Origin of the sequence: Rathayibacter tanaceti (assembly GCF_001634385.1) — a bacterium.
GTDB classification, from domain to species: domain Bacteria; phylum Actinomycetota; class Actinomycetes; order Actinomycetales; family Microbacteriaceae; genus Rathayibacter; species Rathayibacter tanaceti.
Genome location: NZ_LIIN01000008.1, coordinates 1 through 16,226 on the forward strand (window position 1 = coordinate 1; position 16,226 = coordinate 16,226).

A 16,226-nucleotide genomic window follows, 5' to 3' on the forward strand; every position below is an offset into this window, starting at 1 on the left:
CGAGAGCATCAGCGCGATGCTGACGCTGATGGGACGACCGCGACCGTCGCCAGCTGGGAGGAGCTGCGACGCGCCGGGAGGTTCGCGCGACCGCGAACCGTCTCGTCAACTTCGACGCGCCAACCTCCGCCGGTCGGCTCAGGCCGCCGTCGCGGCGTGCGCTCGCGTGGAGCGGGCGATGGAGATCCTTGGCGAGGATATCCCCGAGCACCTCCGCTACGCCGGGCGCCTCCGCCTCGCCCACCGCGACGCGAGCCTCGACGAACTCGGCCACCACGCCGACCCGCCGATGACGAAGGCGCCGTCGCCGGTCGCATCCGCCGCCTCCTCGCCATGGCCGACAAGCGTGCCTCCGACCTCGACATTCCGGGCACCGACGCGAACTTACCGGCCGAGTTGCACGACCTCTAGTCTGAGTCGCCGGCCCGTCCTGTCGGCGAATGCTGAGTGTCCCCTGGTCGAACGCGCGAGCGCTCCGAATGCGCGGGGTGCCTCTCGCTAGACTGGAAGGGTCGCTCAGGACACTCCCGGCCCTCTTTCTCCGCCTCGCGGAGGACGCCGAGACGCCGGCGGGTCGCACGGGAGCGACGACCACGAACAGGAGATCGCACATGGCTGACTACACGCTCGCCGAACTGCCCTACGACTACTCGGCCCTTGAGCCGAACATCAGTGGGCGGATCATGGAGCTCCACCACGACAAGCACCACGCGACGTACGTGACCGGGGCGAACACCGCCCTCGCCGCGCTGCAGGAGGCTCGCGACAGCGAGAACCTCGCGAACGTGAACAAGCTCCAGAAGGATCTGGCCTTCAACCTCGCCGGACACGTGAACCACACCGTGTTCTGGAACAACCTCTCGCCGGACGGCGGCGACAAGCCTGTCGGCGAGCTCGCCGCGGCCATCGACGACGGCTTCGGCTCGTTCGACAAGTTCCGCGCCCACTTCACCGCCTCGGCCCTGGGCATCCAGGGCTCCGGCTGGTCGATCCTCGCCTGGGACTCACTCGGAGAGAAGCTCATCATCGAGCAGCTTTACGACCACCAGGCAACCTCGCCGCGGCCACAGTGCCGGTGCTGCTGCTCGACATGTGGGAGCACGCCTTCTACCTCGACTACGTCAACGTGAAGGCCGACTACGTCAAGGCGTTCTGGAACATCGTGAACTGGGCCGACGTCTCCGCGCGCTTCGAGAAGGCCCGCGAGAAGACGTCGGGCCTGCTGCTACTGTCATAGCGATCTCGGAGTCCCGGGCCTCTGCGCCCGGGACGCCCGGGCCGGTTGACGCCGGCCCACTGCGATCAACACCCTCCACTGCACCGTCGAGGTGCCCTTCCTCATCAGGAGATATCTGTGTCCGTCAAGATCGGCATCAACGGCTTCGGTCGTATCGGCCGTAACTTCCTCCGTGCGGCCCTCGCCAAGGGCAGCGACCTCGAGATCGTCGCGGTCAACGACCTCACCGACAACAAGGCGCTCGCGCACCTCCTGAAGTACGACTCCATCACCGGACGCCTCGACGCGACGGTGGAGCTCGACGGCGACAAGATCGTCGTCAACGGCAAGCCGATCATCGTCCTCGAGGAGCGCGACCCGGCGAACCTCCCGTGGGGTGAGCTGGGCGTCGACGTCGTCATCGAGTCGACCGGCCGCTTCACCAAGTCGGAGGATGCGCGCAAGCACATCACCGCCGGCGCCAAGAAGGTCATCGTCTCGGCACCCGCCTCGGGCAGCGACGTCGCGACCATCGTCCTCGGCGTCAATGAGGGCACCTACGACCCCCAGGTTCACGACATCGTCTCGAACGCGTCCTGCACCACGAACTGTCTTGCGCCGCTCGCCAAGGTGCTGCTCGACAACTTCGGCATCGAGCGCGGCCTCATGACCACGGTCCACGCCTACACGGCCGACCAGAACCTGCAGGACGGCCCGCACAGCGACCTCCGTCGCGCGCGCGCCGCCGCGGTCAACATCATCCCGACCTCGACCGGTGCCGCCAAGGCGCTCGGCCTCGTCATTCCGGAGCTCGTCGGCAAGCTCGACGGCTACGCGCTGCGCGTCCCGGTCCCGACCGGCTCGATCACCGACCTCACCGTCGAGCTGACCACCCCGGCCACCGTCGAGGAGATCAACGCGGCGTACAAGGCCGCGGCCGAGGGCGATCTCAAGGGCATCCTCAAGTACACCGAGGACCCGATCGTCTCGAGCGACATCGTAACCGACCCGCACTCGTCGATCTTCGACTCCGGCCTCACCAAGGTCATCGGCAACCAGGTCAAGGTCGCCTCCTGGTACGACAACGAGTGGGGCTACTCCAATCGCCTCGTCGACGTCGCCGAGCTCGTCGCCGGCAAGCTCTAAGGGCTGCGCGCAGTGACGTTCCGCACTCTGGACTCGCTGGGCTCCCTCGCAGGCAAGCGGGTCGTCGTCCGCTGTGATCTGAACGTCCCGCTGAAGGACGGAACGATCACGGACGACGGCCGCGTGCGTGCGTCGGTGCCCACGCTCCAGCGTCTCGTTTCCGAGGGCGCGCGCGTCGTGGTCGTGAGCCACCTCGTCGCCCCGATGGGACGCCCGACGCGAAGTACAGCCTCGCTCCCGTCGCCACTCGCCTCGGCGAGCTGCTCGACTCTCCGGTGTCCTTCGCCGAGGACACCGTCGGCGACTCCGCCTCGGCCGCTGTCGACGCGCTCGAGGACGGACAGGTCGTCGTGCTCGAGAACCTGCGCTTCAACGCCGGCGAGACGAGCAAGGACGAGGCCGAGCGCCGCGGCTTCGCGGAGAAGCTCGCCGCCCATGGCGACGCGTTCGTCTCGGACGGCTTCGGTGTCGTGCATCGCAAGCAGGCCAGCGTCTACGAGCTCGCGCAGCTGCTTCCCAGCGCTGCCGGCACGCTGATCGCGGCCGAGCTCGAGGTGCTGGAGCGTCTCACGGAGAAGCCCGAGCGCCCATACACGGTCGTGCTCGGCGGCTCCAAGGTCTCGGACAAGCTCGGCGTGATCGAGCACCTACTGCCGAAGGTCGACTCGATCCTCATCGGTGGCGGGATGCTCTTCACCTTCCTCAAGGCTCAGGGGCACGAGGTCGGCGCCAGCCTCCTCGAGGCCGACCAGGTCGGCACGGTGCTGGGTTACCTGGCGAAGGCGAAGGAGCTCGGGGTCGAGATCGTGCTGCCGACCGATGTGGTCGTGGCCTCGACGTTCGGCGCCGACGCCGAGCACGAGGTCGCCGCGGCGGACGCGATCGAGGGCACGCCCTTCGGCGAGAAGGGCCTCGGCCTCGACATCGGACCGGACACCGCGAAGCGCTTCGCCGAGATCATCTCGCGTCGAAGACGGTGTTCTGGAACGGCCCCATGGGCGTTTTCGAGTTCGAGCCGTTCGCGTCCGGAACGAAGACCGTCGCGCAGGCCCTCACCGAGGTCGACGGGCTCAGCGTCGTCGGCGGAGGCGACTCCGCCGCCGCCGTTCGCGCCCTCGGCTTCGAGGACGACCAGTTCGGCCACATCTCGACGGGAGGCGGAGCGAGCCTCGAATTCCTCGAGGGTAAGCGCCTCCCCGGACTGGAGGTCCTCGGATGGTAGACACCGCATCGGCCCGCACCCCGCTCATCGCCGGCAACTGGAAGATGAACCTGGACCACCTCCAGGCCATCGCCTTCGTGCAGAAGCTCGCGTGGAGCCTGAAGGACGCCGACCACGACTTCGACTCCGTCGAGGTCGCTGTGTTCCCTCCCTTCACCGACCTCCGGCCGGTGCAGATCCTCGTCGATTCGGACAGGCTGCCGCTGAAGTACGGAGCGCAGGACCTTTCGAAGTTCGACAGCGGTGCCTACACCGGCGAGATCTCGGGGCAGTTCCTGAAGCAGCTCGATTGCGACTACGTGATCGTGGGTCACTCGGAGCGTCGGACGCTGCACGGCGAGACGGACGCGGACATCGCGGCCAAGTCGGCGGCGGCGCTGAAGCACGGCGTCGCTCCGATCATCTGCGTCGGCGAGACGGCGGAGGACCTCGAGAAGCACGGTCCCTCGGCCGTCCCGGTCGCGCAGCTGAAGGAAGCTCTCACAGGTCTCCCGACCGACGCCGACCTGGTCGTGGCGTACGAGCCGGTCTGGGCCATCGGCTCCGGTCAGGCGGCGACGCCCGAGCAGGCTCAGCAGGTCTGCAAGGCGCTGCGCGCAGTGGTGACCGAAGTCCTCGGCGCCGACACTGCTGCGGCGACCCGGATCCTCTACGGCGGTTCCGTGAAGTCCGGCAACATCGCCGGCTTCATGCGCGAGCCCGACGTCGACGGTGCCCTCGTCGGAGGTGCGAGCCTCCAAGTCGACGAGTTCGCGGCGATTGCGCGCTACCGCAACCACATCGGCGTCTGATCCTCGCCGCTGAAGGGGTGGGCCCGGAAGGGCTCACCCCTTCAGCGTTCAGCCGCCGGCAGCGGCGGACCAAGTAGGTCACGGTCGCCGGCTCGGCTATATACAGCGGCATGGACACGGGCGGACGGATTCCTCGGGGATTCGCAGGCGCCGTTATACTCGTCGGGGCGCGCAACGCGCCGGAACTTCGAAAGGTACCGCGTGGACATCCTCCAGGTCGTGCTCCAGGTCATCCTGGGCATCACGAGCCTCCTGCTCACCATGCTGATCCTGCTCCACAAGGGGCGTGGCGGCGGTCTCTCCGACATGTTCGGGGGCGGAGTCACCTCCAACCTCGGAGCCTCGGGCGTCGCGGAGCGCAACCTGAACCGCATCACGGTGATCCTCGGCCTCGTCTGGCTCGCCTGCATCGTGGTTCTGGGCCTCATCACCAAGTTCACTACCGGAGCATAGGGGTACACGCAATGGCATCAGGCGGCAGTGCAATCCGCGGTTCGCGCGTCGGCGCAGGACCGATGGGCGAACAGGACCGGGGCTTCCACGCGGAGCGGATCGCGATCTCGTACTGGGACGCTCTCGGCAATGAGACCGTGCGCCACTTCTCGGCGGCCCTCCCGGAGGACGAGATCCCCGAGGTGATCGACTCGCCGCAGTCCGGTCTCCCCGCGGGCCGTGACCGGGCCAATCCGCCCCAGGTCGCGAAGGCCGAACCCTACAAGACGCACCTCGCGTACGTGAAGGAGCGTCGTACCGAGGCCGAGGCTGCGCAGCTCCTCGAGGAGGCGCTCCAGCAGTTGCGTGCCCGTCGCGGCACCGCGACTCCCTCCTGAACCGCGCCGCTCCTGACAGGCAGAAAGCATCGCAACGCCGCAAGGCCCGCCCCCGAGAGAGGACGGGCCTTGCGGCGTTCCGAGCTCAGTAGCTCGGTGCGATAAGCGATTCGGGGACCTCTGCGGCCGCCTCCTGGTCGACGAAGAAGACCGTGCGCTTGCGCCCGAAGGCGCCCGAGGCGGGAACCTCGTTCGTGCTGGCACCGGCGAGGGCCAGCCCGAGGGCCGACGCCTTATCGGCCCCTGCGAGCACCATCCAGATCCGGTCGGACTGGTTGATGAGCGGCAGCGTGAGCGTGAGACGCTCGGGAGGCGGCTTGGGGGAGTTGCGGACGGCGAGCACGCCGGGCTGCGTCGAGCGGATCGCCGAGCGCTCGGGGAAGAGCGAGGCGATGTGGCCGTCGGGGCCCACCCCCAGGAAGGTGATATCGAAGCGCGGGTAGTCGCAGCCCTCGGTCGCATGCGCGCGCAGCTCCGCGTCGTAGGCGGCGGCCGCTGCATCGAGGTCGAGACCCTGGTCGGAGGCGGGATAGGCGTGCACGTTCCCGGACGGCACCTCGAGGACCTCGAACAGGTCGCCGGCCTGGACGTCGTTGCGGTCCTCGTGACCGCTCGGTACCCAGCGCTCGTCCCCCCACCAGAAGTGCACCCTGGTCCAGTCGACGTTCCCCGCGGCCGAGGAGCCCGCGATCTCCCTGAGGGTCGCTGCTCCCATCGTCCCGCCGGTGAGCACCACGTTGGCCGACCCCAGGTCGTCCAGGACGTCGATCGTCTTGGTCAAGAACCTGGCGGCCACCGAGCCGGCGAGTGTCTGCTTGTCGCGATGGACCAGAACGCGGCGTTCTGTGGTCATCTGGGGGTCTCCTTCGGGTTCGGCTGCCGATCGGCGGCGGTTCGGCTCCGTGTCGGGGGAGCAGGGGGCGGGCGCCCGTTTCCGGGCGCCCCGCCTCAGGAGGCGCTGGGGGCGTCGGCCTTCTCGGCGAGCATGTCGACACCACGCGAGATCACTTCACCGTACAGGCATCCGGGTCCAGGCGACGCAGCTCCTCCGCCAGGCAGTCCCGGAGGTTGCGGCGGGGGAGGGAGATGTCGTGCACCGGCTGGTCGGGCTGGGTGAGCGTCGCCACGTTGGGTACTGACCGCTCCAGCTCGATGACACCTGACTCGCGGATCAGCCGCACTCCGTGGATCCCGCTCGAGCCCGTCGCGCTGATGGTCAGCTCGTGGTCGACGGGGATGTCGAGCTCGAGCTGCAGCCACGCGGCGAGCAGGATCGTCGAGGGCGAATCGGGAGCCCCCGACACCTCGACGGCGGTGATCGCCTCGTAGGGCGGCTGGTCGAGTACCGCGGCGAGCTGTGCGCGCCAGAGGGTCAGTCGGGTCCAGGCGAAGTCGGTGTCGCCGGGGGCGTAAGTGGAGGCGAGGTGATGCAGCGCCTCCGCCGGGTTCGACTGAGCGGAAGCGTCGGTGATGCGCCGAGTGGCGATGCGGCCGATGGGCGACGCCGAGGCGTCCTCCGGCGCGCTGTTCGGCCACCAGGCCACCACGGGCGCATCGGGGAGCAGCAGTCCGGTGACCAGGCTCTCCTCGTCCTCGGCGGCGTCACCATAGGGGCGGAGCACGACGACCTCGCTCGCGCCGGCATCGCCTCCGACGCGGATCTGGGCGTCGACCCGGGCGGACGCGTCGACGGGCACGGTCGTCGTCCCGTCGTCCTTCGAGACCACGATGACGCGCATCGGGTGCTCGCGGGAGGCGTCGTTGGCGGCCTCGATCGCCTCCTCTTCGTGACCCCGCGAGGTCGCGATGATGAGGGTGAGCACGCGGCCGAGGGCGACGGCGCCACCCTCCTCACGGATCTTCACGAGGGTCTTCGAGACCTCGCTCGTCGTGGTGTCGGGCAGATCGACGATCATGGACGCCTCCAGGTACGGCCGTCACGGGCGAGGAGCTCGTCGGCGGATTCGGGGCCCCAGGTTCCGGGGCGGTATTGCTCGGGCTGGCCCTGTGTGGTCCAGAACTCCTCGATCGGGTCGAGGATCTTCCACGAGAGCTCGACCTCCTCGTGCCGCGGGAACAGCGGCGGCTCACCCAGGAGGACATCGAGGATCAGGCGCTCGTAGGCCTCGGGACTCGCCTCGGTGAACGCGTGCCCGTAGCCGAAGTCCATGGTCACGTCGCGCACCTGCATGCCGGCGCCGGGCACCTTCGAGCCGAATCGGATGGTGACGCCCTCGTCGGGCTGCACTCGGATCACGAGCGCGTTCTGCCCCAGCGAGGTGGTCTGGCTCTCGGCGAAAAGCTGCTGCGGAGCGCGCTTGAACACGACCGCGATCTCGGTGACGCGGCGGCCGAGGCGCTTGCCGGCTCGCAGGTAGAACGGGACCCCGGCCCAGCGGCGCGTGCCGATGTCGAGTCGCATGGCGGCGTACGTCTCGGTCGTCGAGGTGGGGCTCATGCCGTCCTCCTCGAGGAAGCCGAGGACCTTCTCGCCGCCCTGCCAGCCTCCCGAGTACTGACCGCGAGCGGTCGCGGTCGACAGATCGGCGGGGAGGCGGACCGCGGCGAGCACCTTCTCCTTCTCGGCGCGCAGGTCGGCGGCGTCGAACGAGATCGGCTCCTCCATCGCGGTCAGCGCGAGAAGCTGCAGCAGGTGGTTCTGGATGACGTCGCGCGCCGCTCCGATGCCGTCGTAGTAGCCCGCACGACCGCCCACACCGATGTCCTCGGCCATCGTGATCTGCACGTGGTCGACGTAGTTCGAGTTCCACAGCGGCTCATACATCATGTTCGCGAAGCGCAGCGCCAGGATGTTCTGGACCGTCTCCTTGCCCAGGTAGTGGTCGATCCGGAAGACGGAGTCGGGCGGGAAGACCGACTCGACGACGTCGTTGAGTTCGCGCGCGGTCGTGAGGTCGCTGCCGAAGGGCTTCTCGATGACGACGCGGCGCCACTGGCCCTCCTTCTGCTCGGCCAGGCCGGAGTTGCGGAGCTGCTCGGTGACCTGAGGGAAAGACTTCGGCGGGATGGACAGGTAGAAGGCGAAGTTGCCGTTCGTCCCCCGCTCGCGATCGAGCTCATCGACGGTCGTCTTCAGACGGGTGAAGGCCTCGGGATCGTCGAACTCGCCCTGGACGAAGCGGATGCCCTGCGCGAGCTGAGTCCAGACCTCCTCGTGGAACTCGGTGCGCGCGTACTTCTTGACGGAGTCGTGGACGACCTTCTCGAAGTCTTGGTCGTCCCAGTCGCGCCGGGCGAAGCCAACGAGCGCGAATCCGGGGGGCAGCAGGCCGCGGTTGGCGAGGTCGTAGACCGCGGGCATGAGCTTCTTGCGCGAGAGGTCTCCGGTCACGCCGAAGATGACGAGACCGCTGGGGCCGGCGATCCGGTTCAACCGGCGGTCGAAGCTCAACCGCAGGGGGTTGAACTCGGGGGTGATGTCCACAGACATGTGCAGTGTCCTTCTGTGTGCCGGTGGGTCCGGCGCACTGCTATCGGTGAGGAGGGGGGGAGGGCGGCGGAGTCGCGGGGCGGCGCGCTCCGACGTGGAGGCGTCCGAGAGGACTGCCGCGGGCACGCTGCTCGCCGGCGTGGAGGCGGGAGCAGCGTGCCCGTCGGATCAGGTGTTGAGCGCCTCGAAGAGCGCTTCGAGATCGGCCTCGGGATCGGTCAGCCTGAGGGTCAGCACCGGTCGGCCGTGTTCGGCGAGCACGCTCGCGTCGCCCGCTGCCTGCGCGAGGATCAGCTGACCGAAGGTGAACGGGCTGTCCGGGATTTCGAGGTCCACGGTGGAGCGTTCGGTGATCTGGAGGAAGACACCGGTCGGCGCGCCACCCTTGTGGTACTGCCCGGTCGAGTGCAGGAAGCGGGGTCCCCAGCCGAAGGTGACGGGGCGCTGCGCCTGCGCCGCGAGCAGGTCGCGCACGCCCTCGAGCTGCGGAAGCGCGAGGCGGTCGACATAGGCCTGGATCGAGACGTAGCCGCCGTCGCCCACCTGGGCGAGGAGGCGGTCGACGGCCGCGGCGACGGTCGAGACGCCTTCGGTGACGCTGCTGCTGCCGGTGACCTCGATGCCCGCGTCGCTGAACGCGGGCGCCTCCGGCTCGGGGCGCTTCTCAAGCAGGGCCCGGGTGGCGATCTTCGCCGACTCGACGTCGGGCTGGTCGAACGGGTTGATGCCCAGGAGGCGGCCGGCGACGGCGACCGCGTACTCCCAGGTCAACATCTGCGCACCGAGCGAGCCCGAGAGGAGGATCTCGCCCTCATGGCGGTCGCGCGGGAACAGGTGCAGGGCGCTGGCGTCCTCGACGAGGCGGACGACCTGCACATCGGGTAGGTCCTCCGAGAGCTCGGGGGCGAGCGTGCCTAGCACGACGGGAAGGATGCCCGCGCCGTCCTTTCCGGTGGATTCCGCGATGAGCTGCTCGGCCCAGTCCGCGAAGCCGACGATCTCTGTGCCGTCGGCCACGATCGCGAGCTTGTCGCGCCGCGGGCTCGTCGCGGCGATCGCCGCGCCCAGGATCAGGCCCGGGTTCTCGGGGGAGTCGACGGCGAGTCCGAGCGAGGCTTCGGCAGCCTCGTCGAGCAGCGCCTCGATGTCGGCGCCGGCCAGGCCGGAGGGGACGAGGCCGAACGCGGACAGCGCCGAGAAGCGCCCGCCGATGTTCGGGTCGGCGTTGAACACCCGGTAGCCGCCTGGCGGGAGGACGAGTCGAGCGGCGAGCCGGGGTCGGTCACGATGACGATGCGTTCCAGCGGGTCGATGCCCGCCTCGGTAAACGCCTTCTCGTAGGCCTTCTTCTGGCTCGCGGTCTCGACGGTCGATCCCGACTTGGAGGAGATGACGACCGCGGTCGAGGCGAGGCGGTCGTTCAGGGCCGCGATCACCTGCCCGGGGGCCGTGGAATCGAGCACGGTCAGCGCGACTCCGGCGGTGCGCGTGATGACCTCCGGCGCGAGCGACGAGCCGCCCATGCCGCCCAGCACGATGTGGTCGATGCCCTTGGTCTGGAACTCCTCACGCAGGGCGAGGATCTCGGCGATCAGGGGGCGGGAGACCGTGGTCGACTCGGTCCAGCCGAGCCGCTTGGCCGCCTCCTCCTCCGCCGTCGCGCCCCACAGGGTGGGGACCTGGGCGGTGATGCCGGACGCGACCTCGTCGGCGACCAGCTCGGGGACGATGCGGTCGACCGCCTTCTCGGCGTCTCCGCTGACGTGGATCTGGATCGCCATGATCAGGCCTGCGCCTTCGCGCCCTCGAGCGCCGCGGTGACGGTGTCGAGCAGCTCGTTCCACGAGACGACGAACTTCTCGACGCCTTCCTTCTCGAGCAGTTCGGTGACGTCGGCGTAGGACACGCCCTGCGCCGCGACGGCGTCGAGGACGGCGTTCGCGTCGGCGTAGGAGCCGGTGACGGTGTCGCCGGTGATCTCGCCGTGGTCGAAGGTCGCCTCGAGGGTCTTCTCGGGCATGGTGTTCACGACGCCGGCTGCGACGAGCTCGGTTACGTAGAGGGTGTCGGGGAGGTCGGTCGACTTGACGCCGGTCGAGGCCCAGAGGGGACGCTGACGGTTGGCGCCGGACTCCTGGAGCAGGAGCGCGCGCTCGGTCGCGAACGCCTCCACGAACACCTCGTAGGCGAGCTGCGCGTTCGCGACGCCCGCCTTGCTCGTGAGGGCGCGGGCCTCGTCGGTGCCGACGGCCTCGAGTCGCTTGTCGATCTCGGTGTCGACGCGCGAGACGAAGAACGAGGCGACGGAGTGGATGGTCGACAGGTCGATGCCGGCCTCCTTCGCCTTCTCGAGGCCCGCCAGATACGCGTTGATGACGGCGCGGTAGCGGGCGAGAGAGAAGATCAGGGTGACGTTCACCGAGATGCCGGAGCCGATGACCTCGGTGATGGCCTCGAGGCCCTCGACGGTCGCGGGGATCTTGATCATCGCGTTGGGGCGGTCGACCTTGGCCCAGAGTGCCTTCGCCTGCGCGATCGTGCCCTGCGCATCGTGAGCGAGGCCGGGCTCGACCTCGATCGAGACGCGTCCGTCGTAGCCGTGGGTGGCGTCGTAGATCGGGCGGAAGATGTCGGACGCGGCGGCGACGTCGTCGGTCGTGATCTCGAAGACGGCGTCGGTCACCGACGTGCCGGCCGCGGCGAGGTCGCGGACCTGGGCGTCGTAGGACTCGCCGTTGGTCAGCGCCGCGGCGAAGATCGTGGGGTTGGTGGTGACTCCGACGACGTTCTTCTCCTCGATGAGCGTCTGCAGTCCCCCGGAGGAGATGCGGGAGCGGGAGAGGTCGTCGAGCCAGATGCTGACGCCGGCGGCGGAGAGCTCTGCGGTAGGGGTGTTCTCGGTCATGTCTCTTCTTCTTCTGCGTAGGTGGTGCGTGGCGTGGGGGAGCCGGGCTCCGACGGCGAAGGCCGCGTCCGTGCTGGACGCGGCCTTCGGGTCAGGAGGCTGCGAGCGACTCCTTGGCGGCGGCCAGGGCCGCCTCGGTGGTGATCCCGAACTCACGGAACAGGGTCTTGTAGTCGGCGGACGCTCCGAAGTGCTCGATCGAGACCGAGCGGCCGGCGTCACCGACGTACTTCTGCCAGCCGAGGCTCAGGCCTGCCTCGATCGACACGCGGGCCTTCACTGCGGAGGGCAGCACCTTCTCGCGGTACTCGGCGTCCTGCTCCTCGAACCATTCGAGCGACGGAGCTGACACGACGCGGGCGTTGATGCCCTCTGCCCTCAGGGCCTCGCGCGCCTCGACGGCGATCTGGACCTCGGAGCCGGTCGCGATGAGGATCACGTCGGGGGTGCCGTTCGGCGCCTCGGCCAGGACGTAAGCGCCGCGGGCGACGTTCGCGGCCGAGGCGAAGGTTTCGCCCTCCGCTTCGCCGTCGCCGCGCTCGAACACGGGGATGTTCTGACGTGTGAGAGCCAGGCCCGCGGGTCCCTCGCGGCGTTCGAGGATCGTCTTCCAGGCGTAGGCGACCTCGTTCGCGTCGCCGGGGCGGACGATGTCTAGACCCGGGATCGCGCGGAGGGCGGCCAGCTGCTCGATCGGCTGGTGCGTCGGGCCGTCCTCGCCGAGGGCCACGGAGTCGTGGGTCCAGACGTAGATGGCGGGCGCCTTCATGAGCGCCGCGAGACGGACGGCGGGGCGCATGTAGTCGGAGAAGATCAGGAAGGTGCCGCCGAAGGGGCGGGTGTTTCCGTGCAGGACGATGCCGTTCAGAATCGCGCCCATGGCGTGCTCGCGGATGCCGAAGTGCAGCACGCGGCCGCCCTTCGTGCCGGTCCACTCGTGGGTCGAGAACTCCGGCGGGACGAAGGAGCCGGCTCCCTCGATCGTCGTGTTGTTCGACTCGGCCAGGTCGGCCGATCCGCCCCAGAGCTCGGGGACGATGCCGGCGAGAGCGTTGATGACCTTGCCGGAGGCGGCGCGGGTCGACACCTCCTTACCCGACTCGAAGACGGGGAGCGCCTCCTGCACACCCTCGGGGAGCTCGCCGCTCAGCACCCGGTCGAGCAGTTCCTTCTTCTCCGGGTTGGCCGACGCCCAGGCGGCGAACTGCTCGTCCCACTCGGCGTGCTGTGCCTGGCCGCGCTCGACGGCCCCGCGGGTGTGCTCGATGACCTCGTCGGCGACGTCGAAGGTCTTCTCGGGGTCGAAGCCGAGCACCTCCTTGAGCCTCGGAGCTCGTCGGCGCCCAGGGCCGAGCCGTGGATCTTGCCGGTGTTCTGCTTCTTCGGCGAGGGCCAGCCGATGATCGTGCGCAGGATGATGAGCGACGGCTTGTCGGTCTCGCCCTGGGCGGCCTCGATGGCGGCGTGGAGCTCGGCGACGTCCTCGTGGTACTCGCCGGTCTTCTTCCAGTCGACGACCTGCACCTGCCAGTCATAGGCCTCGTAGCGGGCCTTGACGTCCTCGGTGAAGGCGATGTTGGTGTCGTCCTCGATCGAGATCTGGTTGGAGTCGTAGATGACGACCAGGTTGCCCAGCTTCTGGTGGCCGGCCAGCGAGGACGCCTCGCTGGTGATGCCCTCCTGCAGGTCGCCGTCGCCGGCGATCACGTACACGAAGTGGTCGAACGGGGAGCTGCCCGCGGCCGCCTCCGGGTCGAACAGGTCGCGCTCGAAGCGCGAGGCGTAGGCGAAGCCGACGGCGGAGGCGAGCCCCTGACCGAGCGGCCCGGTCGTGATCTCGACGCCGTCGGTGTGGCCGTACTCCGGGTGGCCCGGCGTCTTCGATCCCCAGGTGCGCAGCGCCTTCAGATCGTCGAGCTCGAGGCCGTACCCGCCCAGGTAGAACTGGACGTACTGGGTCAGCGAGGAGTGGCCGACCGACAGGATGAAGCGGTCGCGGCCGATCCAGGTCGCGTCGGACGGGTCGCGGCGCATGACCTTCTGGAACAGGAGGTAGGCGGCAGGAGCGAGGCTCATGGCGGTTCCGGGGTGGCCGTTGCCGACCTTCTCCACGGCGTCCGCGGCGAGAACCCTCGCCGTGTCGACTGCCTTCTCGTCAATGGATTCCCATTGCAGTTCTGTCACTTGGTACTGACCCTTCTCGAGACGTGGGGCAGACGCAGACCGTCCGTCCTCTCGCATGGTGGAGCACACCGCATGACGACTTCGGCACGATGCTCCGGCGACGATCCTCTCGGCCTCGTGCGACGATCGTCGGGCGGGCTCGGGATGCGTGCCGGGTGCTCTTGCGAGCAGTGTCGAGTATACGGAGGGGCCCCTGCCGCTCACCTGGGGTTGCGCGGTCGCATATGTCTGCGTTCGTTTGGGCAAGCGTGCACACCGGGCCCGGCTCCCTGACGCGCGCATTACACTCGTTCGGGATCGTCGAACGTTAGAGGAGCAATGGACGTAGTCGTAGAGACCACCGCTGTCGAGCGGAGCGGGCCGTCGCGGACGACGCTCTCGGGCACGGTGAAGGCGTTCATAGCCCTGACGAAGCCCCGCGTCATCGAGCTCCTCCTGGTCGTGACGGCTCCCACGATGATCCTGGCTCAGGGGGGGATCCCCGATCTGCTCCTCGTGCTCAACGTCCTCATTGGAGGCGCGCTGAGCGCCGGGTCGGCCGGAGCCTTCAACTGCTACTTCGATCGGGACATCGACCGGATCATGAACCGGACGAAGAACCGGCCGCTGGTGACCGGCGAAATCTCTGACCGCTCCGCTCTCGTCTTCGCGACCACGATCGGCGTGCTCTCCATCGTCTGGCTCGGGTTGACCGCGAACTGGCTCGCCGCCGGACTCTCGCTCCTCGCGATCCTCATCTACGTCGTCTTCTACACGCTGTTCCTCAAGCGCCGCACGCCCCAGAACATCGTCTGGGGGGGCATCGCGGGCTGCATGCCGGTGCTGATCGGCTGGGCGGCGGTCACCGGCTCGCTCGACTGGGCCCCTGTGATCCTGTTCTCGGTGATCTTCCTGTGGACCCCGCCGCACTACTGGCCGCTCTCGATGAAGTACCGCGACGACTATCAGGCGGCCGGTGTACCGATGCTCTCCGTCGTGCGCGGACGCACGATCGTGGGGCTCCAGGTGATCCTGTACGCGTGGGCGACCGTCGCGTGCTCGTTGCTGCTCATCCCCGTCGCAGGATGGGTGTCGTCTACACGGTCGTAGCGCTCGGCAGCGGTGTCTGGTTCATCGCCGAGACGCACCGCCTCTACAGCTTGGCGATCCGTCACGAGCACGTCTCGCCCATGCGGGTGTTCCACGGGTCCGTCGGGTACCTCACCCTCCTCTTCCTCGCGGTCGGGATCGACCCGCTGCTGCCCTTCTGATGGTCACTCCTTTCTCGTTCCTGGCCGAGCGGGTCAGCCTGAGTCCGCGCGCTCTCCGCTGGGGTACCACTGCGGCGCTGGTGGCGAGCATCCTGATCATCTTCTTCGGCGGAGTCGTGCGCCTCACCGGCTCCGGGCTCGGCTGTCCGACGTGGCCGGCCTGCGATGCCGGCTCGCTCACCTCGACGCCCGAGCTCGGGATCCACGGTTTCATCGAGTTCACCAATAGGGCCTTCACCGGCGTCCTGATCGTGGCGGTGGGGTGGGCGATCACGGCGGCCCGCCTGCAGAAGCCGCGTGACCGGACGATGACGCGGCTCGCGTGGTCGCAGTTCTGGCTCGTTGTCGCGAACGCCCTCGCCGGAGGGGCGACCGTGCACTCCGGGCTCAATCCGTACATTGTCGCGGGTCACTTCGTCCTCGCCATCGCGCTGCTCACCACGACGTCGCTCACCTGGCACCGGGCGCACCACTCGCAGTCCGTGGTGTTCGAGCCGGACCGCGTGACGCGGACGGTGAGCATCGCCCTGGTCGCTCTCACCCTGCTGGTGATCCTTGTGGGGACCCTCGTGACGGGGACGGGTCCGCATGCGGGCGACTCCGCCGAGGTGCCACGGATGAGGTTCCACTGGGAGAGTGTGGCCGTCGTGCACGGCGTGCTCGGAACAGCGGTGCTGGTCCTCGGTGGCGCGCTGCTCGTCCGACTCTCGACGATCGCGCACTCCGAGCTCGCGAGACGACGGATCGTGACCTTCCTCGTCGTCGTCGTCGTCCAGGCCCTGGTGGGTGTCGTCCAGTCGGTCACGGCGCTCCCGGAAACGCTGGTGGCCGTCCACCTGCTGGGCTCGGCGCTCGTGTGGGTCGGTGCGATCCGGGTGCTCCTCGATGTGAATCCGAGGCTCTTCACCGTCCGAGCGCAGCGTCGCGAGGCGGCGCCGGAGCTGCAGCCGGCGGCGTGACGCCCGGCCCGCTCTGCGCTCCGTCGCGAGCAGGTGGCGCCGGAGCCCGAGCAGCAGGCGGGGGAGCGCCCGCGGTGCGAGTTCTCTTCCGAGAGCTTCGGCGAGTTCGCGGAAAGAGCGGTCGGAGTCGCCGCTCAGCCCATGGGCGAGCAGGATGATCAGGAGACGGGCGGAGAGGGGGAGTGGAGAGTCGTTCATCATCTGCTGACTCCATCACGGACCACCGACACTCGTATGGTCACGCTTGTCTGATGAGCAATCCGACCGCACCC

Annotated in this window: 9 protein-coding genes and 7 pseudogenes; 9 read left to right on the forward strand and 7 right to left on the reverse strand. The window is 68.7% G+C overall.

All coding sequences use genetic code 11. The features are described 5' to 3' along the window. The 7 genes and pseudogenes from whiA to ACH61_RS02050 form a co-directional block, all read left to right on the forward strand. A pseudogene (gene whiA / locus ACH61_RS15980) lies at positions 1-411 on the forward strand (DNA-binding protein WhiA); the annotation flags it as partial. 200 nt (positions 412-611) lie between these two features. Beyond that, a pseudogene (locus tag ACH61_RS02025) lies at positions 612-1,237 on the forward strand (superoxide dismutase). 117 nt (positions 1,238-1,354) lie between these two features. After that, positions 1,355-2,362: a type I glyceraldehyde-3-phosphate dehydrogenase gene (gene gap, locus ACH61_RS02030; protein WP_068207959.1), complete on the forward strand. Its 1,008-nt coding sequence runs from the start codon at positions 1,355-1,357 to the stop codon at positions 2,360-2,362. A gap of 12 nt (positions 2,363-2,374) precedes the next feature. After that, positions 2,375-3,584 (forward strand): annotated as a pseudogene (locus ACH61_RS02035) (phosphoglycerate kinase). Beyond that, on the forward strand, positions 3,578-4,375 hold the full coding sequence (tpiA, locus tag ACH61_RS02040; protein ID WP_068207962.1) for a triose-phosphate isomerase: 798 nt from the start codon (positions 3,578-3,580) through the stop codon (positions 4,373-4,375). Before ACH61_RS02035 ends, tpiA begins: the two are co-directional and overlap by 7 nt. 201 nt (positions 4,376-4,576) lie before the next feature. After that, positions 4,577-4,828, forward strand: a complete 252-nt coding sequence (gene secG, locus ACH61_RS02045; protein ID WP_068207965.1) for a preprotein translocase subunit SecG — start codon at positions 4,577-4,579, stop codon at positions 4,826-4,828. An 11-nt stretch (positions 4,829-4,839) separates the two neighbouring features. Then, the gene (locus ACH61_RS02050; RefSeq protein WP_068207968.1) at positions 4,840-5,205 is read left to right on the forward strand and encodes an RNA polymerase-binding protein RbpA; all 366 of its coding nucleotides are present in this window, start codon (positions 4,840-4,842) and stop codon (positions 5,203-5,205) included. A gap of 85 nt (positions 5,206-5,290) precedes the next feature. Here ACH61_RS02050 and pgl read toward each other — a convergent pair whose 3' ends face one another. From pgl to ACH61_RS19210, 7 genes and pseudogenes are all read right to left on the reverse strand, one after another. Beyond that, positions 5,291-6,058: a 6-phosphogluconolactonase gene (pgl, locus tag ACH61_RS02055; RefSeq protein ID WP_068207970.1), complete on the reverse strand. Its 768-nt coding sequence runs from the start codon at positions 6,056-6,058 to the stop codon at positions 5,291-5,293. 95 nt (positions 6,059-6,153) lie between these two features. After that, a pseudogene (locus ACH61_RS02060) lies at positions 6,154-7,121 on the reverse strand (glucose-6-phosphate dehydrogenase assembly protein OpcA). After that, on the reverse strand, positions 7,118-8,656 hold the full coding sequence (gene zwf, locus ACH61_RS02065) for a glucose-6-phosphate dehydrogenase (RefSeq protein WP_068207973.1): 1,539 nt from the start codon (positions 8,654-8,656) through the stop codon (positions 7,118-7,120). Before zwf ends, ACH61_RS02060 begins: the two are co-directional and overlap by 4 nt. Positions 8,657-8,824: 168 nt before the next feature. After that, positions 8,825-10,437: pseudogene (locus ACH61_RS02070) on the reverse strand (glucose-6-phosphate isomerase). A 2-nt stretch (positions 10,438-10,439) separates the two neighbouring features. Then, complete coding sequence (tal, locus tag ACH61_RS02075; RefSeq protein WP_068207975.1) at positions 10,440-11,561, reverse strand: transaldolase; 1,122 nt, start codon at positions 11,559-11,561, stop codon at positions 10,440-10,442. A 91-nt stretch (positions 11,562-11,652) separates the two neighbouring features. Further along, positions 11,653-12,714: a transketolase-like TK C-terminal-containing protein gene (locus ACH61_RS19205; RefSeq protein ID WP_413784019.1), complete on the reverse strand. Its 1,062-nt coding sequence runs from the start codon at positions 12,712-12,714 to the stop codon at positions 11,653-11,655. A gap of 39 nt (positions 12,715-12,753) precedes the next feature. Further along, positions 12,754-14,027, reverse strand: a pseudogene (locus tag ACH61_RS19210) (transketolase family protein); the annotation flags it as partial. Between the two features lie 36 nt (positions 14,028-14,063). Between ACH61_RS19210 and ACH61_RS02085 the strand changes: the two are divergent. Then, a pseudogene (locus ACH61_RS02085) lies at positions 14,064-14,995 on the forward strand (heme o synthase). Then, entirely contained in the window at positions 14,995-15,954 is a 960-nt protein-coding gene (locus ACH61_RS02090) for a COX15/CtaA family protein (protein ID WP_068207976.1), read from the forward strand. The pseudogene ACH61_RS02085 and the gene ACH61_RS02090 overlap by 1 nt, the downstream one beginning before the upstream one ends. The last annotated feature ends 272 nt before the right edge of the window (positions 15,955-16,226 follow it).

What these genes read in the sequence shown, in the direction of transcription:
- tpiA (WP_068207962.1), top strand. Translation starts at nt 3,578, where the DNA reads ATGGTAGACACCGCATCGGCCCGCACCCCGCTCATCGCCGGCAACTGG.
- ACH61_RS02050 (WP_068207968.1), top strand. Translation starts at nt 4,840, where the DNA reads ATGGCATCAGGCGGCAGTGCAATCCGCGGTTCGCGCGTCGGCGCAGGA.
- pgl (WP_068207970.1), bottom strand. Translation starts at nt 6,058, where the DNA reads ATGACCACAGAACGCCGCGTTCTGGTCCATCGCGACAAGCAGACACTC.
- zwf (WP_068207973.1), bottom strand. Translation starts at nt 8,656, where the DNA reads ATGTCTGTGGACATCACCCCCGAGTTCAACCCCCTGCGGTTGAGCTTC.
- tal (WP_068207975.1), bottom strand. Translation starts at nt 11,561, where the DNA reads ATGACCGAGAACACCCCTACCGCAGAGCTCTCCGCCGCCGGCGTCAGC.
- ACH61_RS02090 (WP_068207976.1), top strand. Translation starts at nt 14,995, where the DNA reads ATGGTCACTCCTTTCTCGTTCCTGGCCGAGCGGGTCAGCCTGAGTCCG.